Here is a 23,991-nt window from a genome sequence, read left to right as displayed (position 1 = left end):
ATGAATCCAATGCAACGCTTCTGGCGCCGAAATCGTCATTGGTTGACGCCGGCCTTGTTCCTCCTGCCGGGCCTCGCCCTGTTCAGCGCGGTTATCCTCGCCGCCTCGCTGGAGACGATCTGGATCTCCCTGCACGAATGGGACGGCATAGGCCCGAAGATCTGGGTCGGTGTCGCCAACTATGTCGAACTGGCCGACGACCCGCAATTCTACGTCTCGCTGAAGAACAACGTCATCTGGTTGCTGATCTTCATGCTGGCGCCTCCGATCGGACTCGCGCTGGCGTTGATCGTCAACCAGCAGATCGGCGGCATGCGCATCTTGAAGTCGCTGTTCTTTGTCCCCCTGGTGCTGGCGACGGTGACCGTGGGCGTCGTTTTCGGCTGGGTCTATGATCCCACTTATGGCCTGCTGCAGTTGATCTTCGGCCTGTTCGGCGGCACCGCGCCGGCGCTGCTGTCCGACGAGAACTTCGCCACCTTCGCGGTTGCCGCCGCAGGCCTTTGGCCGCAGATCGCCTTCTGCATGGTGCTGTTCCTGGCGGGGTTGAACAATCTCAACGATGACCTGATCGGCGCCGGGCGCGTCGATGGTGCGCGCGGCTGGCCCATGCTGCGCCATGTCGTCCTGCCGCAGCTATCGCAGGTCGGCTTCATCGCTATCGCGGTGACGGTCATCGGCGCGCTGCGCTCCTTCGACATGGTCGCCGTGATGACCAGTGGCGGCCCTTACGGTTCCTCGACGGTGCTCGCCTACCAGATGTACGAGGAATCGATCTTTTCCTATCGCTTCGGCTACGGCGCGGCGATCGCCACCGTGCTCTTCGTGATCATGACCGCCTTCATCGCCTGGTATCTGCACGGCCTGATCAAGGCCGAACGGAGCAACGCCTGATGTATCCGCGCCCCATTCCCGAAGACGCCAAAATCAAGCGCGCGCTTTACGTCGGTGGCGTAACCCTCGTCGTTGCGCTTTGGCTGGTGCCGCTGCTTGCTGTCATGCTGACATCGATCCGCTCCAACGAGGAGCTGATGGCGGGCAACTACTGGGGCTGGCCGCAGAAATTCAGCCTGATCGAGAACTACACCGCGGTCTTCGAGCAGACCGCAATGCTGCGCTTTTTTCTCAACAGCCTGCTGATCACCATTCCCGCGGTGATCGGCGTCCTGATCCTGTCGACATTGACCGGCTTCGTTCTGTCTCGCTATCCATTCCGCGGTTCAAATCTCATTTTCGCGCTGTTCGTCGGCGGCAATTTCCTGCCGGCACAGGTCATGATGATCCCGGTGCGCGACCTGATGGTGAGGCTCGGTCTCTATGACACCATCTACGCGTTGATCATATTCCACGTCGCCTTCCAGACCGGCTTTGCGACGCTGTTCATGCGCAACTTCATCGCCGCCCTGCCGGGCGAATTGTTCCAGGCGGCGCGCGCCGAGGGCGCGTCACCATTCCAGGTGCTGCGCCATGTGGTGATTCCCCTGGTGCGGCCGGCACTGGCGGCGCTCGCCATCCTCACCTTCACCTTCGTCTGGAACGACTATTTTTGGGCGATCGTCCTGACCCAGAGCGACGCGGTCAAACCCGTTACCGCCGGGCTGAACAATCTGCGCGGCGAATGGACGTCGGCCTGGAACATCGTGTCGGCGGCAACGATCTTCGTCGCCCTGCCCCCGGTCGTCATGTTCTTCCTGATGCAAAAACACTTCATCAGCGGCCTCACCATGGGGGCGGTGAAGGGGTGATGTTTGGCAACCGCCGGAAATCCAAATCGGGTCGCATGGGACGCAACCCGCAAACACGGAAAGGCGCCTGGCAATGAGCAGCGTGGAATTGCGCAAGGTCGACAAGCACTATGTCGGCTATCACGCCCTGAAGACCATCGACCTGAGGATCGAAAAGGGCGAGTTCGTCGTCATGGTCGGACCGTCCGGTTGCGGAAAGTCGACCTTGCTGAAGACGATCGCCGGACTTGAGACCATTAGCACCGGCCAGATCGTCATCAACGGGCGCGATGTCACCAAGGAAGAACCCGGCGATCGCGGTATCGCGATGGTGTTCCAGTCCTATGCGCTCTACCCGCACATGACCGTGGCCGAGAACATGGGTTTCGGTCTCAGGATGGCCAAGCGGCCGAAGGCAGAGATCGACGCCGCCGTCAATCGCGCAGCACAGATCCTTCGTCTGGAAGAACAGCTCGACAAGCGTCCGAAGCAACTGTCTGGCGGACAACGTCAGCGCGTCGCGATCGGCCGTGCGATCACGCGTTCGCCGGAGGTCTTCTTGTTCGACGAACCACTGTCGAACCTTGACGCGGCGCTGCGCACCCAGATGCGCGTCGAACTGTCGACCCTTCACAGCCAGCTCGGTTCCACCATGATCTACGTCACCCACGACCAGGTCGAGGCCATGACGATGGCCGACCGGATCGTGGTGCTGAACAAGGGCCAGATTGAGCAGGTCGGCTCGCCTCTCGAACTCTATGCCAATCCAGCGAACATCTTCGTCGCGGGCTTTCTTGGTGCCCCGCGCATGAACTTCGTCGAAGCGCGGGTGGCGGACATTCGCGGAAACAGCGTCAAGGTGACGTTGGAGAGCGCCTCGGCATTCTCCTTCGAAAGTGCCGACATATCAGGTCTCTCCGTCGGCACCAGGGCAACCGTTGGCGTTCGACCGGAGCATCTGCGGATCGTCGAGCAATCGGCGGGCGAAGCGGCCATATTTGGCGGCGAGGTGCGGCTGGCGGAACATCTGGGGCGAGAAACCGTTCTCTATCTCGACGCCTCTCCCCTCGAGACGGTCAACTCGGACAGCGGCACCGGGAATTTTACGGTCCAGCTCAACAAGGTCTCCCCGGTGAGCGTCGGAGCTCCATTGAGGATCGGCTTCGCGACCGGCGACGCATATCTGTTCGGTCCCGATGGCCGCACGCTCACGCCGCGCAAGCCACTGCCAACAACTTGACCCCTGAATTTGAAAGCCGATCGACTATGCATCGCATGAAACCGGCCCCGCTTTCCGTGTGGCGACCACTCAATCTCGACCGCTTCTTGCTGGGGGCACCGCACTACCCGGAACATGTCGACGAAAGCTCGTGGCAACCCGACGCCGAGCGCATGGCCGCCGCCGGCGTCAATACGGTTCGCATGGGTGAATTCGCTTGGCATATTTTCGAACCCCGCGAAGGCAAGTTCGACTTCGGGCTTTTTGACCGGGCAATCGAGGTTCTCGGCGCCGCAGGCATCGACACGATCATGTGCACGCCAACCGCGACGCCGCCGCGCTGGCTGACGGTCAACTATCCCGAAGTGCTGCGGGTCGACCTCAACGGTCACCCGACAAGCCATGGATCGCGTCAACACGCCGACACCACCAGCCCGGTGTTTCGCAGCCACAGCCGCCGTATCACGCGCGCCATGGCCGGGCACTACAAGGACAATCCCCGTGTCATCGGCTGGCAGACCGACAACGAGCTCAACACCACTGTCTCGGAATCCTATTCGGACGTCACACGGCTGGAGTTCCAGAAATTCCTGCAGCAGAAATATGATGCGATCGACGCGCTGAACTTCGCCTGGGGCGGCCATTTCTGGGCGACGGCCTATGACGATTTCTCACAGATCGAACTGCCGCGGCCGCTGATGCCGTCCTTTCCCAGCCCCGGCCACGTGCAGGACTACCACCGCTTCCTGGCTACGGCGACCGCGGCTTTCCAGCACGATCAGGTCGAGATCCTGCGTGCTACCAATCCGGACTGGTTCGTCTTCCACAATCTCGGCCAGCTCGTCGACATCGACTTCCGCGGCCAGTTCGGACAAGACCTCGACTTCATCGGCTTCGACATCTACCCGATGCTGTACGATGAAATGCGGCGCACCGGCGGCCATGCGGCCACACAGGCGCTGCATCTCGACATCTGCCGCTCCTATACCGGCAACTACATCGTGCCGGAGCAGGCCTCTGGCTTCGGCAGCCAGCCGGGCTTTTCAACCATGACCCCGGAGCCTGGCGAGATGCGCCGCATGGCGATGACGTCGGTGGCGCGTGGCGCCGATGGCATCATGTTTTTCCGCTGGCGCCCTGCACATTTCGGCGCCGAGATCTACTGGATGGGGGTCATCGACCACGACGATGTGCCCCGCCGCCGCTACGACGAAGCAAGCCGCTTCTTTCATGAGATCGCCGCCATCAAGGACCAGATCCTCGGCACGGTCGTGCGTATGGACCTCGGCATCGCCGGCGCCGATTTCGACAACCAGGAAGCGCACAAGACCTATCCGATGGGATTGCCGAGCCCGCTGGAAGACGCCACGCTGCTGCACCGGTACTGCTACCGGAACGGCATAGCCTGCGGTTTCATCCATCCCGAAGACGACCTGTCGCGACTGAAGGCGCTCTATGTTCCGCATTGGGTGATGTGGAAGCAGGAATGGAATGCCGCGGTCGAGACCTTCGTGCGCAACGGCGGCACGCTGATCCTGTCGGCGCTAACCGGCACAAGGGACGACAACAACCACATCGTGCGAGAACAGGCACCCGGGCACGATCTTTCTGCGCTCAGCGGCGTCAGGGTCGCCGAGTTCGGCCGCCTCGTTCCGACGGGCGGCACCGGACTGTTTCCCTTGTTCCGCCAGGCCGCGATGGGCGCCTATGTGCCGCCATCGCCTCTCCCTGCCTCGTCGGCGGAGCGCAAATATCACTTCACCTTCGGCAACAGGCAGTTCGAGGCCGCGCATCTCTACGAACTGCTCGAGGTCGAGCCGCAAACCGAGGTGCTCGGCACATGGTCGAGCCGCTTTTGTGCCGGACAGTCGGCGATCACCTCTAGGCAACTCGGCAAGGGCCGCGTCGTCTATGTCGGCACCTATCTTACTTCAGAGCTTGCCGAAGCCGTTGCCGATGTCGTTCTTGCCCAGGCCGGTGTCGCGCCCTTGCTTCCTGAATTGCCCGCCGGAGTGGAAGTGTCGATCCGCGAGGCTGAAGATCGCCAGCTGATGTTCATCCTAAACACCACGGAAACTCCGGTCACCGTGCCGGGCGTTCCCTCTGGTACTGACCTGCTGACCGGTCACCCGACTGCAGGCCCCCTGCAGCTCGAAGCCTATGGCTGCGCGGTGATTCACCTCGGCCCTTGAGAAAGGCCGTAGAAAGGGGCGACGGCGTTCAGGTGTTGACGCCGAGCTCCACCAATCGCTCGACGCAGGATTCCTCGGCCTGGTCGAGTTCGGCAAGCGTCTCCTCGAGGTCGCGTCGCTTCTGCCTGAGATCTTCGCGCTTTTCCTCGATGCGCTTGATCATCAGCTTGAGTTGACCGACCTCGCCGGGCGGCTCCTTGTACATCTGGATGATTTCGCGGATTTCGTTGATCGAGAAGCCGAGCCGTTTTCCCCGCATGATCTGGCGGATGAGATGCCGGTCCGAGGGGCGAAACAGCCTCGTGCGGCCGCGCCGCACCGGTTGCACCAGCCCTTCATCCTCGTAAAAGCGCAGCGTCCGCGTCGACACGTCGAATTCGCGCGTCAGTTCGGTGATCGAGTAGTATTCCCGCATTGTCACTCCAGATGCCGGAATCCCGGGCGATCGCCAAGCGGCGTCGCCCTTTTGTCCCGAACCAAACCCATGCCATGCCGGAATCGACAAGGCGCCCCGCGCAAGCCTCGCACGGCATTTACGTAAAAGTCAATTGAGGGCGTATCACCGTGGCCCTCAGGGCACGGCGAACCACCACGTGGCAAGCCCCAGAAAGGCAAAGAAGCCGACGACGTCGGTGACCGTGGTAACGAAAACCGCCGAAGCCACCGCCGGGTCGATCTTGAAGCGGTCGAGCAGCAGCGGGATCAGGATGCCGGCAAGGGCTGCCACGAACATGTTGATGATCATCGCCGCCGCAATGATGCCGCCGAGATTGGGATCCCAGAACCACGCCGCCGCGGCGATACCGATGAGGATGGCGAAGATGATGCCATTGATGAAGCCCACCCCCATCTCGCGACGGATGATGCGGCCGGCATTGTAGATGTCGAGATCCTTGGTCGCCAGCGCGCGCACGGTGACGGTCATGGTCTGCGAACCGGCATTGCCGCCCATGCCGGCAACGATCGGCATCAGCACGGCAAGCGCCACGATATGCTCGATCGTGTGGTCGAACAGGCTGATCACCGACGCCGCCAGGAATGCCGTCAAGAGATTGATGAGCAGCCAGGGAACGCGCGAACGCGAGGTCGAGACAATGCTGTCCGACAGCTCTTCGTCGCCGACGCCACCCATGCGCAAAAGGTCCTCTTCAGCCTCCTGCTGGATGACGTCGACCATGTCGTCGATGGTCAGCACGCCGACCAGCCGCTCGTTCTCGTCGACGACGGCGGCGGAGAGAAGATCGTATTGCTCGAAATCGCGCGCCGCCTCTTCCTGGTCCATCGTGGCCGGAATGGCGTGCCTTGTCTCATGCATGACCTCTTCTACCTTCACCGAGCGCTTGGTGCGCAGGATCTGGTCGAGATCGATGGCGCCAAGCAGCTTGAAGCTAGGATCGATGACAAAGATCTGGCTGAAGCGGTCGGGAAGGTTCTTGTCCTCGCGCATGTAATCGATGGTCTGGCCGATGGTCCAGAACGGCGGCACGGCGACGAACTCCGTCTGCATGCGGCGACCGGCGGTCTCTTCCGGGTAGTCGAGCGAGCGGCGCAGCCTGATCCGTTCGGTGAACGGCAGTTGCGACAGGATCTCGTCCTGATCTTCCTTTTCGAGATCTTCGAGAATGTAGACCGCGTCGTCGGAATCGAGTTCCTGCACCGCCTGGGCAATCTGCGCATTGGGCAGATTGTCGACGATCTCCATGCGGATCGCCTCGTCGACCTCGGTCAGCGAGGAAAAGTCGAAGTCGGCGCCCAGGAGTTCGACCAGCACGCGCCGCTGTTCTGGGTGAAGCGCTTCGAGCAGGTCGCCGAGTTCCGACTGGTGCAGATCGTCGACTTCGCGCTTCAGTGTCAGCGTGTCGCGATCGGCGATCGCCGCACCGATCTGGGCCAGGAATGACGATAGAATGACGCCGTCCTCGCCATAGATATCGGCGTGGCTGTCTTCAGCGGCTCTGGCGCCGGTCGTCTGTTCGTCCTGGCGTTCCACCAGCGCCTCCCGCCATCGGAATCCCGGAAAAGGTGCCTGTCAGGTCTAGCGCGCAACGCACGGGAATATCAAACGAAATGCGCCCTGCCCTGCAGACGGGACGAGGGTCCTTTCATCAAAAGATGACACTGCCCAGACTTCAGGCAGCGCGACAGCGCATGTCGCTGGGGAAAGAGCACCCATTCGCGGATAGGGCAGAATTGCCGTCGTGTAAGCGCTGGAAAACCACCGCATCCGCCTGTGCCCGTAATGTGGCCAAGATAACCGGAAGCCCTTGACCGTAAAGTCACAGAGAACGAATGAGACAATCGCAGGACAACGCGTTCGCGTCGTCGTCGCCGAGCGCAATCCGCTCGTTGTGTCGGCGATGCGCGAAATGCTGGAATGCGACGGGCGCTTCGAGCTTTTGGCCTGCGTGCAAAGCGGCAGGCATTTCCTCGAACTGGCAATGGCAGGCGAATTCGACGTCGCCGTCATCGGCTGGAAACTCGCCGACATGGACGGCGCCGATGTCCTTGCCGAGATCCAGAGCCGCAAGCTCAATGTGCGCATCACGGTCTTTTCCAACGACCACGATATCGGCATCCTGAAGCAGTGCGTGCGCCTCGGCGCGCATGGCTACTGTTTTCAGTTCGACGACCCGCCGATCATTTTCGAGACGATCCTGGCGGTCGCGCATGGCCGCATCTGCATCCCTTACATCGACATCAACAAGGTCAACGACACGCCGTTGGCGCAGCTCACGGTTCGGGAACGGGAACTGCTGGCGGTGCTTTCCGACGGTTGGACCAACCTTCAGATCGCGACCCGCACCGGCATCTCCGAGAATACAGTGAAGTACCACCTGAAAAATCTCTACGACAAGCTTGCCGTTCGCAACCGGGCGATGGCGGTCGCGCTATATTCGAGCGAGAAGCGGCGTCCCCTTTCGGGTAGGCCGACCGGGTAGGACGAACCTACCCGCGCGCCGCGAATACTTACCCGGCAAGGTGTTGTTGCGACACGCCGTCCAAACGACACTTCCTCCACAATCCCTAGGCATCGGAGGAGATCGCATATGGCCGGGTTCACCCATCTTTTCATTCCAGGACCCACCAACATTCCGGAGCGGGTCCGGCAGGCGATGAACCTGCCGATGGAGGACATGCGCGCCGGGTCATTCCCCGATCTCACCCTGCCGCTGTTCGAGGACATCAAGAAGGTCTTCAAGAACGAGACCGGCCGCGTCTTCATCTACCCCTCCTCTGGCACCGGCGCCTGGGAAGCAGCGATGACCAACGTGCTCAGCCCCGGCGACCGGGTGCTGATGTCGCGCTTTGGCCAGTTCTCGCATCTGTGGATCGACATGGCCGAGCGTCTCGGCTTCGAGGTCGATGCGATCGACTGCGAGTGGGGAACAGGTGTTCCGCTCGAGCTCTACGCCGAGAAGCTGAAGGCGGACAAGGCGCATCGCATCAAGGCGGTCTTCTGCACGCAGAACGAGACCGCCACCGGCGTCACCAGCGACGTCGCCGGCTGCCGCGCCATACTCGATGACGCAAGCCACCCAGCCCTGCTTTTCGTCGACGGCGTGTCGTCGATCGGCTCGATCGACTTCCGCCAGGAGGAGTGGGGCGTCGACTGCGCGGTCAGCGGCTCGCAAAAGGGTTTCATGCTGCCCGCCGGCCTCGGTTTCCTCTCCGTAAGCAAGAAGGCGCTCGTAGCCTCGAGGACGGCGACCCACCGGCGCTGCTTCTTCTCCTTCGAGGACATGATCCGCGCCAACGACGCCGGCTACTTCCCCTACACGCCGGCGACGCAGCTGCTGCGCGGCCTGCGCGCCTCGCTCGACCTCATCGCCGAGGAAGGGCTGGACAACATCTTCGCCCGTCACCATCGCCTCGCCGAAGGCGTGCGCAAGGCGGTCGACGTCTGGGGGCTGAAACTCTGCGCAAAAGCGCCGAAATGGCATTCAGACACGGTCAGCGCCATCCTGGTGCCTGAGGGCATCGATAGCGGCGATGTCGTCAAGCGCGCCTACCAGACCTATCAGACCTCGCTCGGTGGCGGCCTCAACAAGGTGTTCGGCAAGGTCTTCCGCATTGGCCATCTCGGCTGGCTGAACGAGGTGATGGTGCTGGCCTCGCTTTCCGCCGCCGAACTGGCGCTGCTCGACTGCGGCGTCAAGCTGGCACCGGGCTCCGGCGTCGGCGCAGCGATCGCGCATTTCCGCCGCTCGCAGCAATCCGCCATCGCCGAAGCCGCCTGATCCCGGAGCGCACCATGAGCCACACAATCAACCACCTCAGAAAACTCCGGCTGCAGCGCAGCGAACTGGCCGTTCCCGGCTCAAGCCCGGAGATGATCGACAAGGCGGCGAACAGCGCCGCCGACTTCATCTTTCTCGACATCGAGGACGCGGTCGCCCCGCCCGACAAGGAGCGGGCCCGCAAGAACATCATCCAGGCGCTCAACGACATCGACTGGCACGCCAAGGGCAAGACCGTCTCGGTGCGTATCAATGGCCTCGACACGCATTACATGTATCGCGACGTGGTCGACGTGATGGAACAGGCCGGTGACCGGCTGGATACGATCCTGGTGCCGAAGGTCGGCGTCCCGGCCGATCTCTATATGGTCGAGGCGATGGTCAACCAGATCGAGATGGCCAAGGGCTACAAGACCCGTGTCGGGCTGGAAGCGCTGATCGAGACCGCGCTCGGCATGGCCAATGTCGAGGCGATCGCAGCGTTTCCGGGGCGGCTGGAAGCGATGCATTTCGGCGTCGCCGACTATGCCGCCAGCAACAAGGCGCGCACCGTCAACATTGGCGGCCTCAATCCCGATTACCCCGGCGACCAGTGGCATTTCGCCCTGTCACGGATGACCGTCGCCTGCCGGGCCTACGGCCTGCGCGCCATCGACGGACCGTTCGGCGATTTCTCCGATCCGGAAGGCTACATCGCCGGCGCCAGGCGCGCGGCAGCTCTTGGCATCGAAGGCAAGTGGGCCATCCATCCCTCGCAGATCGCGCTTGCCAATGAGGTCTTCTCGCCGCCGGAAAAGGACGTGACGCGGGCCAGGCGCATCCTCGAAGTGCTCAAAGAGGCTGAGGCGCAGGGCAAGGGAGCGGCGGCGCTTGACGGCAAGATGATCGACGCGGCGTCGGAACGCATGGCGCGCAACGTGTTGGTGGTGAACGAGGCAATCGAACGCGCCGGTCAACCGCGCGCTGCCGCGCATTGATGATCCGGGGAGGATAGAATGGACATTCACGAATATCAGGCCAAGGAACTGCTCGCCCGCCACGGGGTCCACATCCCGCGCGGCGGCCTCGCCTACAGCCCGGAGCAGGCGACCTACCGCGCCCGCGAAATCGGCGGCGGCAAATGGGTCGTCAAGGCGCAGGTTCACTCCGGCGCGCGCGGCAAGGCCGGCGGCATCAAGCTGTGCGCCAATGACGAGGAGATCGCGGAAGCCGCCGAGGCCATGCTCGGCCGCAAGCTGGTGACCCAGCAGACCGGTCCACGCGGCAAGCTGATTTCGCGGCTCTACCTCGAGGAAGCCGTCGACATCGCGCAGGAACTCTATGTCGGCTTCGTGCTCGACCGGAAGGAGGAGCGCGTGATGATCGTGGCCTCGGCTGCCGGCGGCATCGAGATCGAGGACATCGTCGAAAGGGCTCCGGATTCCATCATCCGCACCACGGTCGATCCCGGTGTCGGCATGCAGCGGTTTCAGGCGCGCGAGATCGCGTTCGGGCTCGGCCTCGACCAGAACCTGATCGGCAAGGCGACCGAAACCATCCTCGGCTGCTACCAGGTGTTCCGCGACTACGACGCCTCGATGCTGGAGATCAATCCGCTGGTGGTGACCCGCGACGGCAACCTCGTCGCACTCGACGCCAAGATGTCGTTCGACGAGAACGCGCTGTTTCGCCGGCCCGAAATCTCCGAATTGCGCGACAAGAGCCAGGAAGACGCGCGCGAAACCTTCGCCAGCGACCGTGGCCTCTCCTATGTCGGCCTCGACGGCAATATCGGCTGCATCATCAATGGCGCCGGCCTCGCCATGGCGACGATGGACATGATCAAGATCGCCGGCGGCGAGCCCGCCAACTTCCTCGACATCGGCGGCGGCGCCTCGCCCGAGCGGGTTGCGAAATCGTTCCGCGCTGTGCTTGGCGACAAGAATGTCGAGACCATCCTGGTCAACATCTTCGCCGGCATCAATCGCTGCGACTGGGTCGCCGAGGGTGTCGTCAAGGCGATCCGCGAAGTCGGCGTCAACGTGCCATTGGTGGTGCGGCTCGCCGGCACCAAGGTCGAGGAAGGACGTCGCATCCTGGCCGATTCCGGCGAGGCGGTGATCGTCGCCGACACGCTGGCCGAAGCCGCCGAAAAAGCCGTCGCCGCCTGGCGCGCGGCCACCAAGAAAAAAGCAGCCTGAGGGAGGTCGAAAAAATGGCAATCCTGCTCAACCGCAGCACCCGCGTCATCGTCCAGGGCTTCACCGGCAAGATCGGCAGCTTCCATGCCGAGGACATGAAGCGCTATGGCACCAAGCTTGTCGGCGGCGTGACGCCCGGCAAGGGCGGGCAGACGCATCTCGGCCTGCCCGTCTTCAACACCGTCAAGGGCGCGGTGCGCGAAACCCGCGCCGAAGCCAGCATCGTCTTCGTGCCGCCGCCCTTTGCCGCCGACTCGATCATGGAAGCAGCGGATGCCGGCATAAAGCTCTGCATCTGCATCACCGACGGCATCCCTTCGCAGGACATGATGCAGGTCAAGCGCTACATGCGCCGCTACCGCTTCGAGGATCGCATGCGGCTGATCGGGCCGAACTGCGCCGGCATGATCACGCCCGGACAGGCCCTCATGGGCATCATGCCCGGCAGCATCTACCTGCCCGGCCGCGTCGGCATTGTCGGGCGCTCCGGCACGCTCGGCTACGAGGCGGCCTCGCAGATGAAAGCGCTCGGCATCGGCGTCTCGACCAGTGTTGGCATCGGTGGCGATCCGATCAACGGCTCGTCCTTCAAGGACATTCTGAAGCTGTTCGAGCAAGACGACGACACCGACGCCGTGGTCATGATCGGCGAGATCGGCGGGCCGCAGGAAGCCGAAGCCGCGCTCTGGGCGCGCGACAATATGCGCAAGCCCCTGATCGCCTACATCGCCGGACTGTCCGCCCCGAAAGGCCGCCGCATGGGCCATGCCGGCGCGATCATCTCGGCCTTCGGCGAGTCGGCGCAGGAGAAGGTCGAAATCCTGAAGGAGGCCGGCGTCGTCATCGTGCCGACGCCGTCGTCCTTCGGCGAAGTCGTGGCGGACACGCTGGCGCAAGCGAAGAAGGCGGCGTGAGCCGCCGACCTGCGAACGCCGCATACAGCAAGATGTGAAATCTGTTTCGGGTCGGCGCAAGCATCGCCGTCCTCCGATTGGCAGGATATCAGATGAAACCGCGTTTGATTGTCACCCGCAGATGGCCGGCCCCCGTCGAAGCGATCCTCGCCGAGCGCTTCGACACGACGCTCAACACCAGCGATACGCCGCTGAGCCCTGCCGCAATGACATCGGCCTTCGCGGATTTTGACGCGATCCTGGCAACGGTCAGCGACCGCTTGCCTTCCCAGGTGTTTCCCGACAGCGAGGCCCGCACCCGGATCATCGCCAATTTCGGCGTTGGCTTCAGCCATATCGATGTCGCGGCGGCGCGCGACCGCGACATCGTGGTGACCAACACGCCGGGTGTGCTGACCGATTGCACCGCCGACCTCGCCCTCAGCCTGATCTTGGCTGTCGCGCGCCGGACCGGTGAGGGCGAGCGGCAACTGCGGGCCGGACAGTGGCGTGGCTGGTCGCCGACCCACATGGCCGGCGCCAAGGTGTCGGGCAAGACCTTGGGCATTGTCGGCATGGGGCGCATCGGCAAAGCGACGGCCAGGCGCGCGCATTTCGGCTTCGGCATGAAGATCGTGTTCTTCAACCGGTCGCCCATCGATGATGACGAGACGCGCGCCATGGGCGCAGTGCAGATGCAGACTCTGGAAGGGCTGCTCACAGCATCCGACTTCGTCTCGCTGCACTGTCCGGGCGGCGCGGAAAACCGCCATCTCATCGATGCTCGCAGCCTGCGGTTGATGAAACGTGGCGCGTTCCTCATCAACACGGCGCGCGGCGACGTCGTCGATCAGGATGCCCTGATCGGTGCGCTGCAAAGGCGCGAGATCGCCGGCGCGGGTCTCGACGTCTTTGCCGAAGAGCCGGCCGTTCCGGAGGCGCTGAAACAGCTGGAGAACGTCGTGCTTTTGCCGCATCTCGGCAGTGCGACCGAGGAAACGCGGGTGGCGATGGGCATGAAGGTGGTGGAGAACCTGACCGCCTTCTTCGAGGGTCGTCCGGTCCCCGACCGGGTCGCCTGACAGCCGGCGCCGGTCTCGCTCCAGGGCGCGGCTGCAATTGCAATCGATGCGGACGAGGAAGCGGCTTTGGAACAGAGCAGACGCATCAACTTTCGTGAGGACGAGCGCAGCCTTTTGTTGCGCCTGCTGCTTCACGTCGCAAGCGCGCGTGAGCCCGAGATCGCCGCCGTTCTGAGCGGACGTAGGTCGCTTGTCTCGCTTGCCGCGGAGCAGCGCATCCCGGCGCTTCAGGCGAGCGGCGTATGGTTCCAGTTGCTGGCGATTGCCGACGAGTTGCTTGCCATGCGCGCGCGTCGCGAACTCGAACAAGGCGCGGGTGTCGACGAAGTGCCCGGGTCCTTCGCGAGCGTGATCGCGCAGATGGCAGCGAACGGTCAGTCAGCGGACGAAGTCCAGGCGGCGCTCGATGAGCTTTGCGTCGGTCCGACCATGACCGCGCACCCGACGGAGGCCAAACGCGTCACGGTGCTGGAGATCCACCGCCGTATCTATCGCAAGCTGACCGAGCTCGACCAGCCGCGCTGGGCGCCGCGCGAACGCGACCTGTTGGTCGCCGATCTGAAAAGCGAGATCGAGCTTCTATGGATGACGGGCGAACTGCGACTGGAGCGCCCGACGGTCGAACGCGAAGTCGCCTGGGGCCTGCATTTCTTTCGCGAGGTCATCTTCGAGGCAACGCCGCAGCTCTATGGCAAGCTCGAGGGCGCCTTCGAGCGTCATTATCCGGGAAAGCCGATCAGAATTCCCCCCTTTATGCGCTATGCCTCGTGGATTGGCGGCGACCGCGATGGCAATCCAAATGTAACGGCTGCGGTCACCAACCATGCCATGGCCGAATACCGCAATACCGCCATAGGCTGGTATCTGACGCAGGTTCAGCGGCTGGTGACGGTGCTCAGCGCCAGTTCGAACGTCATCGACCTGCCGGCCAGCTTCACGCCGGTGCTGCAGACGGCGCTTGATAGAAGCGGAGAGGCGCAAGTGATCGCCGCCCGCAACCCTGACGAACCGCTTCGCCAGTTCGCATCGGCCTTGTATGCCCGGCTGGAGGCCACGCGAGGTGGCGGTGCGGCGGCGTATCTCTCGGCGGAGGCATTTTGTGCCGATCTGAACGGGCTGTCTTGTGTTCTCGACGCGATCGGAGGGCGCGCTGTCGCCAAGCGCTTTGTCCAGCCTCTGCTTTGGCAAGTCGCAAGCTTCGGCTTCCGCACCGTCTCGCTCGACGTCAGGCAGAACTCCACGGTCGTCAACCGGGTGCTGGCTGAACTGTTTGCGCTGACAAATCCCGCCGATCCCGTCGCGGCCGGCACTCCGCAATGGTCGGCGCGCATTCGCTTAGGCCTCAGCCAGGGCGAGCGGCTGGAGATCGACGCTGGCCGGCTCTCGCCTGAAGCGGCTGAACTGCTTTCGACATTCTCCGTCATCGCCAAGCACATCTCCACTTCGGATGCCGACGCCGTCGGCTCGTTCATTCTCAGCATGACCCGCTCCGTCGACGATCTGCTCGCTGTCTATCTGCTGGCGCAATATTGCGGACTTTCAACCGCGCCCGGTGGCGGCGGCACAATCAGGCTGCGGGTCGTGCCCTTGTTCGAGACCATCGCCGATCTGCAGGCCGCCCCTGCCATTCTGAATGATTTGCTCGGCATTTCGCTGGTGAGGCGGACGGTGCGGGATTTTCGCGCGCGCCAGGAAATCATGCTCGGCTATTCGGATTCCAACAAGGACGGCGGTTTCCTGGCGTCCAATTGGGAACTGGCAAAAGCGCAAAAGCGCCTCGCTGCCGTGGGGCGCAAGCATAAGGTCAGGATCAGTTTCTTTCACGGTCGCGGCGGCTCGGTCAGCCGCGGCGGCGCGCCGACCGGCCGGGCGATCGCGGCACAGCCGCAAGGCACTGTCACCGGGTCCATGCGGGTGACGGAGCAAGGCGAGGTCGTATCGTCGAAATTCGCCAATCGCGGCACCGGCCTCCACCAGCTCGAGGTTCTCGCCGCCGGCGTGCTGGCCCACAGTGTCGGATCGCCCGGTGATGTCGAGCCGAAGGAAACGCCGGAGTTCGACGAGGCGCTGGAAGCCCTGGCAGGCATGTCGCAGGCATCCTATGCCAGGTTGATGGCCGAGCCCGGCTTTCTCGATTATTTCAACCAGGCAAGTCCGGTCGCGGAACTGGCGCTCCTGAAAATGGGCTCAAGGCCGGATCGCCGTTTCGGCGCCAGCGGCATTGCCGACCTGCGCGCCATCCCCTGGGTGTTTGCCTGGAGCCAGAACCGTCATCTGCTGACCGGCTGGTATGGCATCGGCAGCGCGCTCAGCTCTTTCGTCGCGGTGCGCGGCGAGGCCGGGCGCGACCTTTTGGCCCGCATGTTCGAGCACTCGCGCTTCTTCCGCCTGATCATCGACGAGGCCGAGAAGACGCTTTACCAGTCAGACATGGAGATCGCGCGGCTCTACGCCGGCCTGGTGTCCGACAGCGATGCCGCGGCAAGAATCTACGCCCGCATCGTCGCGGAATACGAGCTGACGCGACGCCTGATCGGTGACCTCACGGGAGGCGATCTATCCTCGCGCTTTCCTATGTTCAAGCGGCGTTTCGACAATCTGCGGCGACAGATGGACGACATTCACCGGCTGCAGGTCGACCTGCTGCGTGAAGTTCGTGCCAATACCGGGACAGTCGATCAAAAACGCGCGACCGACGCTTTGCTCGTATCGATCAATTGCATCTCGGCTGGCCTTGGATGGACGGGATAGGCTCGTTGCCGAGCTGTCTCGTCATCGCCCAGCGCTACAGCGGCTCCCTAGGTTCGACCGCGCTCAGGCGGCCTTGTCGGTCGCGGGCTTCGCGACCTTGGTGCGGGTGGCGCTGCGGCGACCGTCGACGCTGATCGGAACGTCGCCGTCGACGGTGGCGCGACGCACCACCCGGTGCTGATCGCCATAGTCGTTGACCGCGTAGTGCTGGGTCGCCCGGTTGTCCCAGATCGCCACGTCGCCGGCCTTCCAGCGCCAGCGGACGGTGTTCTCCGGCGCGGTGACATAGGACTGGAACACCTCGTAGAGCCGCGCCGAATCGCTTTTGGAGAGACCGACCAGCCGTTGCACGAAATTGCCGAGCAGCAGCGTGCGCTCGCCTGTTTCCGGATGGACGCGGACGACGGGATGCTCGGTCTCGTAGACCGTCGAGGTGAAGACCTCCTCGAAATGCTTCTTTTCGGCAGCGCTCGCGCGCGGCCGGACCGCGGCGTAGTCGTAGGCATTGCTGTGAACCGCCCAGAGATTGTCCGCCAGCAGCTTCAACGGCGCGGGCAGGTCCTGGTAGGCCGCGGCGGTGTTCGACCAGATGGTGTCGCCGCCGGCCGGCGGTATGACGACGCCGCGCAGAACGGAGAATTTCGGATAGGCGTCGACGAAGGTGACGTCGGTATGCCATTGATCGGCACGACCGCCGCCACGGCTTGAATCGAGCTCGAGAATGGACGCCGTTCCCTTGATGGGACCTTGGGTCGGATGCGGCACCAGGTCGCCGAGACGATGGGCGAAGCGCTCCTGCCCAACATCGTCGAGATGCGCCTGATCGCGGAAGAACACCACCTTGTGCCGCAACAGGATCTGGTTGATCGCCGCCACCGTCTGCTGCGGCAGGTCGCCGGAAAGCCGTATGTTCCTGATCTCGGCGCCGACACGTCCCGTCAGCGGGACAATATCGGCTTCCGGGATTATCTGCTCTACGAGTTTGGTCATGGGAACCTCCATTCTCTAAAATCGCTGGCGCAACTTTGCCGAGGAGGCGAAGGCCTCGTCAGAACTTGGCGACCAGTACCGAGATCCTATCCAAACATAATTCTACAAATTCCATAGAAAGAGTATTTCAAAGATCTGCAGCTGGGAGAAAAATGCCATCTGCTTGGATTGATTTGGGAGCTATCGGCGGCATGGAGCGCGCCGGCAATGGCAGGCGCCAAATCGTGCCGGCTTTGCCAGCGAGGGCTATAGGGAAGCTTTTCAACAGGGTGAGAGGCCGTTTCAGGACGGACGGACTGCGCTATACGAGAATGCATCTCCCGCCGGGACGACACTGGTTGCAGGCCCTGGATAGCGGCGGGCTCGATCGCCTTGTCGTTAAGGACAACAAATCGAGAGCAGATATGGTGCGGTCGAGAAGACTCGAACTTCCACGGGTTGCCCCACAGCGACCTCAACGCTGCGCGTCTACCAATTCCGCCACGACCGCACGTGGTAGGAGCCGGAACGAACCGGCTCGCGGCGTGTAGCAAATCGTTTCCGGCGAAACAAGGGCGCGCAGCGCAATAATCGCCGGGGATTTGGCATAAGTCTGCAAAGGCCTGGACCGCGCCCGGAACTGGACGTTTTGATCGATTGCCGCCATATGAGGGACAGCAAGAGATACGCCATGCCAGAACGCAGCCAGATCGCCACGTCGTTCCTGCCCTTGCCCGGTTCCGCGCCGGTCGAATGGCGGATCGAGCCCGGCTTGACCACCTACCCCGAAGCGCTCGCGGTGATGGAGGCGCGCGCCGATGCGATCAGAACCGGCGCTGCCGGCGAGATGGTCTGGCTGGTCGAGCATCCGCCGCTCTACACGGCCGGCACAAGCGCCCACGTCGAGGACCTGATCGAGCCCGACCGTTTCCCCGTGTTTGCTGCCGGGCGCGGCGGTGAATACACCTATCATGGGCCGGGCCAGCGGGTCGCCTATGTGATGCTCGACCTCAAGCGGCGGCGCGAGGACGTCCGCGCTTTCGTCGCGGCACTCGAACAATGGATCATCGGCACGCTCGCCGCCTTCAATGTGCGCGGTGAACGCCGTGAGGACCGCGTCGGCGTCTGGGTTGTGCGGCCAAATCGCCCTTCCCTGCCCGACGGATCGCCGGCCGAGGACAAGATCGCCGCCATCGGCATCAGGCTCAGGCGCTGGGTGAGCTTCCACGGCATTGCCATCAATGTCGAGCCGGATCTCGGCCATTTCAGCGGCATCGTGCCATGCGGTGTTTCGGATCACGGCGTCACCAGCCTTGTCGACCTAGGCCTGCCCGTGACCATGGCCGACCTCGACCTGGCGCTGAAGTCCGCCTTTGAGGATGTGTTCGGTCCGGCTGCAACTCCGCCGGTCGAGGCAACCCGCAAGGCAGGCTAAATTCTTATCCGGGTTAGGATGTGTCGAGATTCAGGTCAGGCCGAGTCGAAAATGGCTGATACCGAGAACCGGAGCGGAGCGTACTTTTGGGTACGGAAGCTGCCATTTGCAGGCCGGCCTCACCTGAATATCGGCACAGCCTAGAGGAGGCGCGCTGAGGCCCACAGCAGGCCGTAGCCGTGAATGGCGAACACTGCCAGCAGTGCACCGGCCATGGCGAAACGGTCGAAGGTGCGGATCGGCTTCAGCTCGTGGCGCGGTTTTACCGCGCTGCCCATGGTCAGCAGGCTGAGGATCGAAAAGACAGCACCCGCCACCAGCAGAAAGCCTTGGGAAAAGCCGGCCAGCCAACCAACTGCCAGCAAGGCGGAGAGCAGGGAAAACGACGCCAGCGCCAAGGCGATCGGGCCCGGGCAAATCTGGCGCAGCACCTGGCCGCCATCGAACTTCCAGACAGGTACCAGATTGGCGATGTTGAACAGGGCGGAACAGCCGGCAAGCGTCGCCAGCAATCCAGCGGCGAGCCGATGCCCCTCGCCGCCTGCGAACACGCTGGCGGCGATCAGCAGCGGCACCAGGAAAGCGGAAAAGCCGGCGCCCATCAGCGCCACGAAGGCCACTTCGAAACGGCTGTCATAGGGCCGCCCGCCAATGGCGATGCCGCCGAGCAGCGGGATGAAGATCATCCGCGCCTGGTGATGCCCCGCCAGCCGGAAGGCTGCCATGTGGCCAAGCTCATGCAGGGCCACTACCGAGGTCAGGATCGACGCCAGCGCCAGGCCGCCAAGATTGAGCCCGAAGAACGGCCACAGCAGGAACGCCGAAAGAACGGCAAAGCCGACCTGGCTGAGCGGGTGCTCGAACCAGCCGCCTTTGCGGTATTGTCCGGTCCTGGCCCAGATCTCAAGCTTGCCGAGTTCGCGACGCATGGCGAAGTAGCGGAAAACCAGGAAGGCGATGCCACGATAACGATCGGTCTGGCTGAGGCTCACCCGCGTGCTGCTGCCCTCCGAGACGAGTTCGGTGGTCTCGCAAAAGTCCTTCCAGAATGAAGCATCGAGCGCGGTATCCTCGATGACCCGCATCGAAAAACGACTGCCTTCGACAACATCTTCGAACTGCGACCTGCGCTCGATCGGCTGGCCATCGCGGCCTTCCCAGGACAGTATGATGCGAGCCACGCCCTGCCCGTCCAGCGCCTCGGCCGACAGGATCTCGCCCGACCAGCCGGCATCGCTGCCAAACGGCCACAGCGCCTGCCACAGACGCTGCCGGTCCGCTGACACCAGCCGGCTGAGCCTGATCGTGCGCATACCGAGCGGCGCGGTCATCAGCAGAAAGATCAGCCCGAGATTGCTGGCCACGAGGATGGCCGTCACGATCGGCGACACCGGCGTTGCTCCCTGTCTTGCAGAGGCACCCTAGCGTCATGGCGGCAAGAAAAGCTTAACGACACAACGCCCTCCTGCCCGCCTCAAAACACTGCGGCGAAACCGCAGATCCTCACATGGCGCCGATCCACATCGCCATGGAAACGAGAAACGCACTCATGCACACCAGCGAAACGACGTCCTGAACCAGATCGGCCATAACTCACTCCTGTTGTTGCTATGTTCATATTTTGTTCTAATTTTGTTCGAATGTCAACGACCGCAATCCCGGGCATTTCCGGAATCGACGGCGATCAATTTCTCAGGGTTAAGGAAAGGTTGACGCGGCGAATGCCCGGTCATCAAGCGCCGACCAGGGCACGTCGAGACTCAGGTCAGGCCGAGTCGAGAATGGTGGATTCCGAGAACCGGAACGGAGTGTACTTTTGGGTACATGAGTACCGGAAGCGCGGGAAGCCGCCTTTCGCAGGCCGGCCTCACCTGAGTATCGCCGTGCCCTACTAAAGCGGCACCACCTTGCCGTCGGCCAGCGTCACGCGCCGATCCATGCGCGATGCAAGCTCGTGATTGTGGGTGGCGATCAGTGCCGCAAGGCCCGACTGCCTGACCAACGCCTCAAGCGCTTCGAAGACATAGGAAGCGGTGACCGGATCGAGGTTGCCGGTCGGCTCGTCGGCCAGCAGCACCAGTGGCGCATTGGCGACGGCGCGCGCAATGGCGACGCGCTGCTGTTCGCCACCGGACAGTTCGGACGGACGGTGCGACGCGCGCTTGCCGATCTGCATGTAGTCGAGCAGCTGCGCCGCCCGCTCGGCGGCTTCCTTGCGCGTCAGCCCTTTGATCAGCTGCGGCATCATGATGTTTTCCAGCGCCGAGAATTCCGGCAGCAGGTGATGGAACTGATAGACGAAGCCTACATCGTTGCGGCGAATGGCCGTGCGTTCCTCATCGGAAAGCCGGCCGCAGGCACGTCCGGCCAGGATGACGTCGCCGGCATCGGGCCGCTCCAGCAGGCCGGCGGTGTGCAGCAGCGTCGACTTGCCGGTGCCCGACGGCGCCACCAGCGCCACCATCTCGCCGCGCTTCAGCGAAAAATCGGCACCGTTCAAGATGGTGAGCTTGCGCGGCCCCTGGACATAGTGCCGCTCGACGCTCTTCAATTCGATAATGGCCTCGGCCATCATTCGTACCTCAAGGCTTCGACCGGATCGAGGCGGGCGGCCCGCCATGCCGGAAACACCGTTGCCAGGAAGGAAAGCCCCAGCGCCATCAGCACGACATAGGTCGTTTCGCGCGGATCCATCTTCGCCGGCAACTGGCTGAGGAAGTAGAGCTCCGGATTGAACAGCACCTTGCCGGTCATCCAGGAGAAGAACTGGCGGATGGACTCGATGTTGAAGCAGATGAGAACGCCGAGCAGGACGCCGGCGAGCGTGCCGGTGACGCCGATCGCCGCCCCCGTCATCAGGAAGATGCGCAGGATGGCCCCTCGCGACGCGCCCATGGTGCGCAGGATGGCGATGTCGTGACCCTTGTCCTTCACCAGCATGATCAGGCCCGAGATGATGTTGAGCGCCGCCACCAGCACGATCAGCGTCAGGATCATGAACATGACGTTGCGCTCCACCTGCAGGGCGGAGAAGAATGTCTCGTTGCGCTGGCGCCAGTCGACCATGTCGATCGGTCGCTGCGCCGCCTCTTCGACCTTCGGTTTCAGCGCGTCGACATCGTCTGGATTGTCGACATAGATTTCGATCGTCTGCGCCCGGCCGTCCATGTTGAAATAGAGCTGCGCTTCGGAAAACGGCATGTAGACGATCGACGTGTCATATTCCGACATGCCGACCTCGAAGATCGCCGTGATCGGGTAGCCCTTCATCCGCGGCGTCGTGCCGATTGGTGTCACGTCGCCATCCGGCGAGATCAGCGTGATAGTATCGCCGAGCACCAGGCCGAGATTCTCTGCCATGCGCTTGCCGATGGCGACTCCTTCGCCGGTGTCGAAGCCGGCGATCGAGCCCTGCCTGATGTTGTTGGCAACGATGGCGATCTTGCCCAGATCGTCACCTCTTATGCCGCGCACCAGCGCGCCGGTGCCGCCGCCGACATTGCCTTGCGCCAGCACCTGCCCGTCGATCAGCGGAATGGCATATTTGACGCCTGCCACGCCGTTGATGCGGCTCGCAACCTGAGCATAGTCCTCCAGCGGTGAATCGAGCGGCTGCACGATCAGATGGCCGTTGACGCCGAGGATGCGCGTCAAAAGCTCAGCGCGAAACCCGTTCATCACAGCCATGACCACGATCAGCGTGGCGACGCCCAGCATGATGCCAAGGAAGGAGATCGAAGCGATGACCGAGATCACCGTCTCCTTGCGCCGCGACCGCAAATAGCGCCACGCGACCATGCGCTCGAACATGGAGAATGGGCCGGCGACCGTGCGCTTCGCTGCTGCCGCTTCGCTCATGCAGCAATCCCGAAGCGTTTCTTGACGTCCGCGATCGGCAGCGTCTCGCGCTCGCCGGTCCTGCGGTTTTTGATCTCGATCTCACCGGCGGCAACGCCGCGCGGCCCGACAATGACCTGCCAGGGCAGGCCGATCAGGTCGGCGGTGGCGAACTTGCCGCCCGGCCGCTGGTCGGTGTCGTCGTAGAGCACATCCCTGCCGGCAGCGACGAGGGCCGCATAGAGCTCGCCGCAAACGCGGTCGCAGTCGGCATCGCCGGCCTTCATGTTGATCAGGCCGACATCGAACGGCGCCACCGATTCCGGCCAGATGATGCCGTTGTCGTCATGGCTGGCTTCGATGATCGCCGCGACCAGCCGCGACGGTCCGATGCCATAGGAGCCCATCGAGACAAAACTGTCCTTGCCGTCAGGCCCGGTCACCTTGGCGCCCATCGGCTTGGAATATTTGTCGCCAAAGTGGAAGATATGGCCGACCTCGATGCCGCGCGCCGAAACCTTGTCGCTTGTCGCCAACTTTTCCCACGCCGCTTCGTCATGCATCTCGTCGGTGGCTGCGTAAGGTGTCGTCCAAATCTTGACGATATCGGCGATCTCGGCGTCGTTGGCGAAGTCGGTGCTCGCTCCGGGCACAGCAAGCGAAAGATAATCGCGATGGCAGAAAACCTGGCTCTCGCCGGTATCGGCCAGGATGATGAATTCGTGGCTGAGGTCGCCGCCGATCGGTCCGGTATCGGCGCGCATCGGGATCGCCTGCAGTCCCATGCGCGTGAAGGTCCTGAGATAGGACACGAACATGCGGTTGTACGCCGCCTTGGCGCCTTCATAATCGAGGTCGAAGGAATAGGCGTCCTTCATCAGGAACTCGCGCGAACGCATGACGCCAAAACGCGGCCGCACCTCGTCGCGGAATTTCCACTGGATGTGGTAGAGATTGAGCGGCAGATCCTTGTAGGACCTGACATAGGAGCGAAAAATCTCGGTGACCATTTCCTCGTTGGTCGGACCGTAGAGCATGTCGCGGTCCTGGCGGTCCTTGATCCGCAGCATCTCCTTGCCGTAATCGTCATAGCGGCCGCTTTCGCGCCACAGCTCGGCCGACTGGATGGTCGGCATCAGGATTTCCAGCGCACCGGCGCGGTCCTGTTCCTCGCGAATGATCCGGCAGACCTTGTCCAGCACCCGCTTGCCCAATGGCAGCCAGGAAAAGCTGCCTTGCCCTTGCTGGCGGATCATGCCGGCGCGCAGCATCAGCCGATGCGAGACGATTTCGGCCTCGCGCGGATTTTCTTTGAGGATAGGCAGGAAATAGCGCGACAAACGCATGGACTGGTCCGTGAGTGAGGATAGCCGCACCGGAATCGGCGCGCACTGGCTGCTTGCCCCGGCTTCATAGCTATTTCGTGACGGAATGGAAACCCGACCTGCCGCATCGGCCCGAAATCGGAAAA

At 63.0% G+C, this 23,991-nt stretch carries 19 protein-coding genes and 1 tRNA gene; 12 read left to right on the top strand and 8 right to left on the bottom strand.

Features of this window, described 5'->3' with window-relative positions; translation table 11 throughout:
- Positions 1-9 precede the first annotated feature (9 nt).
- The 4 genes from AC1D0N_RS14565 (at position 10) to AC1D0N_RS14550 (ending at position 5,135) form a co-directional block, all read left to right on the top strand.
- On the top strand, positions 10-894 hold the full coding sequence (locus AC1D0N_RS14565) for a carbohydrate ABC transporter permease (protein ID WP_477244946.1): 885 nt from the start codon (positions 10-12) through the stop codon (positions 892-894).
- Positions 894-1,745, top strand: coding sequence for a carbohydrate ABC transporter permease (locus tag AC1D0N_RS14560; RefSeq protein ID WP_477244944.1), 852 nt, complete (start codon positions 894-896; stop codon positions 1,743-1,745). The genes AC1D0N_RS14565 and AC1D0N_RS14560 overlap by 1 nt, the downstream gene beginning before the upstream one ends.
- A 73-nt stretch (positions 1,746-1,818) precedes the next feature.
- Entirely contained in the window at positions 1,819-2,964 is a 1,146-nt protein-coding gene (locus AC1D0N_RS14555; RefSeq protein ID WP_477244942.1) for an ABC transporter ATP-binding protein, read from the top strand.
- Between the two features lie 26 nt (positions 2,965-2,990).
- On the top strand, positions 2,991-5,135 hold the full coding sequence (locus AC1D0N_RS14550; protein ID WP_477244940.1) for a beta-galactosidase: 2,145 nt from the start codon (positions 2,991-2,993) through the stop codon (positions 5,133-5,135).
- 28 nt (positions 5,136-5,163) lie between these two features.
- Here AC1D0N_RS14550 and AC1D0N_RS14545 read toward each other — a convergent pair whose 3' ends face one another.
- Entirely contained in the window at positions 5,164-5,550 is a 387-nt protein-coding gene (locus AC1D0N_RS14545) for a MerR family transcriptional regulator (RefSeq protein ID WP_006203215.1), read from the bottom strand.
- 156 nt (positions 5,551-5,706) lie between these two features.
- Positions 5,707-7,125: a magnesium transporter gene (gene mgtE, locus AC1D0N_RS14540; RefSeq protein WP_477244938.1), complete on the bottom strand. Its 1,419-nt coding sequence runs from the start codon at positions 7,123-7,125 to the stop codon at positions 5,707-5,709.
- 274 nt (positions 7,126-7,399) lie between these two features.
- Between mgtE and AC1D0N_RS14535 the strand changes: the two genes are divergently transcribed.
- From AC1D0N_RS14535 to AC1D0N_RS14505, 7 genes are all read left to right on the top strand, one after another.
- Positions 7,400-8,074 carry a LuxR C-terminal-related transcriptional regulator gene (locus tag AC1D0N_RS14535; protein ID WP_477244937.1) on the top strand — a complete coding sequence of 225 codons (675 nt, stop codon included), beginning with the start codon at positions 7,400-7,402 and terminating at the stop codon, positions 8,072-8,074.
- A gap of 108 nt (positions 8,075-8,182) precedes the next feature.
- Positions 8,183-9,373 (top strand): aminotransferase class V-fold PLP-dependent enzyme, encoded by a 1,191-nt coding sequence (locus AC1D0N_RS14530; RefSeq protein WP_477244935.1) that lies wholly within the window; start codon positions 8,183-8,185, stop codon positions 9,371-9,373.
- 14 nt (positions 9,374-9,387) lie between these two features.
- Positions 9,388-10,350 (top strand): HpcH/HpaI aldolase/citrate lyase family protein, encoded by a 963-nt coding sequence (locus AC1D0N_RS14525; protein WP_477244933.1) that lies wholly within the window; start codon positions 9,388-9,390, stop codon positions 10,348-10,350.
- 18 nt (positions 10,351-10,368) lie between these two features.
- On the top strand, positions 10,369-11,553 hold the full coding sequence (locus AC1D0N_RS14520; RefSeq protein WP_477244931.1) for a malate--CoA ligase subunit beta: 1,185 nt from the start codon (positions 10,369-10,371) through the stop codon (positions 11,551-11,553).
- A gap of 14 nt (positions 11,554-11,567) precedes the next feature.
- Entirely contained in the window at positions 11,568-12,467 is a 900-nt protein-coding gene (gene sucD, locus AC1D0N_RS14515) for a succinate--CoA ligase subunit alpha (protein WP_477244930.1), read from the top strand.
- A gap of 92 nt (positions 12,468-12,559) precedes the next feature.
- Positions 12,560-13,528 (top strand): 2-hydroxyacid dehydrogenase, encoded by a 969-nt coding sequence (locus AC1D0N_RS14510; protein ID WP_477244928.1) that lies wholly within the window; start codon positions 12,560-12,562, stop codon positions 13,526-13,528.
- 66 nt (positions 13,529-13,594) lie between these two features.
- Positions 13,595-16,279: a phosphoenolpyruvate carboxylase gene (locus AC1D0N_RS14505; RefSeq protein WP_477244926.1), complete on the top strand. Its 2,685-nt coding sequence runs from the start codon at positions 13,595-13,597 to the stop codon at positions 16,277-16,279.
- A 63-nt stretch (positions 16,280-16,342) separates the two neighbouring features.
- On the opposite strand, the gene AC1D0N_RS14500 is transcribed toward AC1D0N_RS14505, so the two are convergent.
- Both AC1D0N_RS14500 and AC1D0N_RS14495 read right to left on the bottom strand, forming a co-directional pair.
- Entirely contained in the window at positions 16,343-17,269 is a 927-nt protein-coding gene (locus AC1D0N_RS14500) for a TauD/TfdA dioxygenase family protein (RefSeq protein WP_477244924.1), read from the bottom strand.
- A 405-nt stretch (positions 17,270-17,674) separates the two neighbouring features.
- A tRNA-Leu gene (locus tag AC1D0N_RS14495) sits at positions 17,675-17,759 on the bottom strand.
- A gap of 180 nt (positions 17,760-17,939) precedes the next feature.
- Between AC1D0N_RS14495 and lipB the strand changes: the two genes are divergently transcribed.
- Positions 17,940-18,683 (top strand): lipoyl(octanoyl) transferase LipB, encoded by a 744-nt coding sequence (gene lipB, locus AC1D0N_RS14490; protein ID WP_477244923.1) that lies wholly within the window; start codon positions 17,940-17,942, stop codon positions 18,681-18,683.
- A 140-nt stretch (positions 18,684-18,823) separates the two neighbouring features.
- Here the strand turns inward: lipB and AC1D0N_RS14485 are convergent, their stop codons facing one another.
- From AC1D0N_RS14485 to proS, 4 genes are all read right to left on the bottom strand, one after another.
- Positions 18,824-20,074, bottom strand: coding sequence for a site-2 protease family protein (locus AC1D0N_RS14485; protein WP_477244921.1), 1,251 nt, complete (start codon positions 20,072-20,074; stop codon positions 18,824-18,826).
- 500 nt (positions 20,075-20,574) lie between these two features.
- Complete coding sequence (locus tag AC1D0N_RS14480) at positions 20,575-21,258, bottom strand: ABC transporter ATP-binding protein (RefSeq protein WP_477244919.1); 684 nt, start codon at positions 21,256-21,258, stop codon at positions 20,575-20,577.
- Positions 21,255-22,541, bottom strand: coding sequence for a lipoprotein-releasing ABC transporter permease subunit (locus AC1D0N_RS14475; protein ID WP_477244917.1), 1,287 nt, complete (start codon positions 22,539-22,541; stop codon positions 21,255-21,257). The genes AC1D0N_RS14480 and AC1D0N_RS14475 overlap by 4 nt, the downstream gene beginning before the upstream one ends.
- The gene (gene proS / locus AC1D0N_RS14470; RefSeq protein ID WP_477244915.1) at positions 22,538-23,866 is read right to left on the bottom strand and encodes a proline--tRNA ligase; all 1,329 of its coding nucleotides are present in this window, start codon (positions 23,864-23,866) and stop codon (positions 22,538-22,540) included. Before proS ends, AC1D0N_RS14475 begins: the two co-directional genes overlap by 4 nt.
- Between the last annotated feature and the right edge of the window lie 125 nt (positions 23,867-23,991).

Source organism: Mesorhizobium sp. P2_E10 (assembly GCF_056404235.1).
Note: the sequence above shows the minus strand (reverse complement) of the source record. Positions and strands in the feature narration are given on the sequence as shown.

What these genes read in the sequence shown, in the direction of transcription:
- AC1D0N_RS14565 (WP_477244946.1), top strand. Translation starts at nt 10, where the DNA reads ATGCAACGCTTCTGGCGCCGAAATCGTCATTGGTTGACGCCGGCCTTG.
- AC1D0N_RS14560 (WP_477244944.1), top strand. Translation starts at nt 894, where the DNA reads ATGTATCCGCGCCCCATTCCCGAAGACGCCAAAATCAAGCGCGCGCTT.
- AC1D0N_RS14555 (WP_477244942.1), top strand. Translation starts at nt 1,819, where the DNA reads ATGAGCAGCGTGGAATTGCGCAAGGTCGACAAGCACTATGTCGGCTAT.
- AC1D0N_RS14550 (WP_477244940.1), top strand. Translation starts at nt 2,991, where the DNA reads ATGCATCGCATGAAACCGGCCCCGCTTTCCGTGTGGCGACCACTCAAT.
- AC1D0N_RS14545 (WP_006203215.1), bottom strand. Translation starts at nt 5,550, where the DNA reads ATGCGGGAATACTACTCGATCACCGAACTGACGCGCGAATTCGACGTG.
- AC1D0N_RS14530 (WP_477244935.1), top strand. Translation starts at nt 8,183, where the DNA reads ATGGCCGGGTTCACCCATCTTTTCATTCCAGGACCCACCAACATTCCG.
- AC1D0N_RS14525 (WP_477244933.1), top strand. Translation starts at nt 9,388, where the DNA reads ATGAGCCACACAATCAACCACCTCAGAAAACTCCGGCTGCAGCGCAGC.
- AC1D0N_RS14520 (WP_477244931.1), top strand. Translation starts at nt 10,369, where the DNA reads ATGGACATTCACGAATATCAGGCCAAGGAACTGCTCGCCCGCCACGGG.
- sucD (WP_477244930.1), top strand. Translation starts at nt 11,568, where the DNA reads ATGGCAATCCTGCTCAACCGCAGCACCCGCGTCATCGTCCAGGGCTTC.
- AC1D0N_RS14510 (WP_477244928.1), top strand. Translation starts at nt 12,560, where the DNA reads ATGAAACCGCGTTTGATTGTCACCCGCAGATGGCCGGCCCCCGTCGAA.
- AC1D0N_RS14500 (WP_477244924.1), bottom strand. Translation starts at nt 17,269, where the DNA reads ATGACCAAACTCGTAGAGCAGATAATCCCGGAAGCCGATATTGTCCCG.
- lipB (WP_477244923.1), top strand. Translation starts at nt 17,940, where the DNA reads ATGCCAGAACGCAGCCAGATCGCCACGTCGTTCCTGCCCTTGCCCGGT.
- AC1D0N_RS14480 (WP_477244919.1), bottom strand. Translation starts at nt 21,258, where the DNA reads ATGATGGCCGAGGCCATTATCGAATTGAAGAGCGTCGAGCGGCACTAT.
- AC1D0N_RS14475 (WP_477244917.1), bottom strand. Translation starts at nt 22,541, where the DNA reads ATGAGCGAAGCGGCAGCAGCGAAGCGCACGGTCGCCGGCCCATTCTCC.
- proS (WP_477244915.1), bottom strand. Translation starts at nt 23,866, where the DNA reads ATGCGTTTGTCGCGCTATTTCCTGCCTATCCTCAAAGAAAATCCGCGC.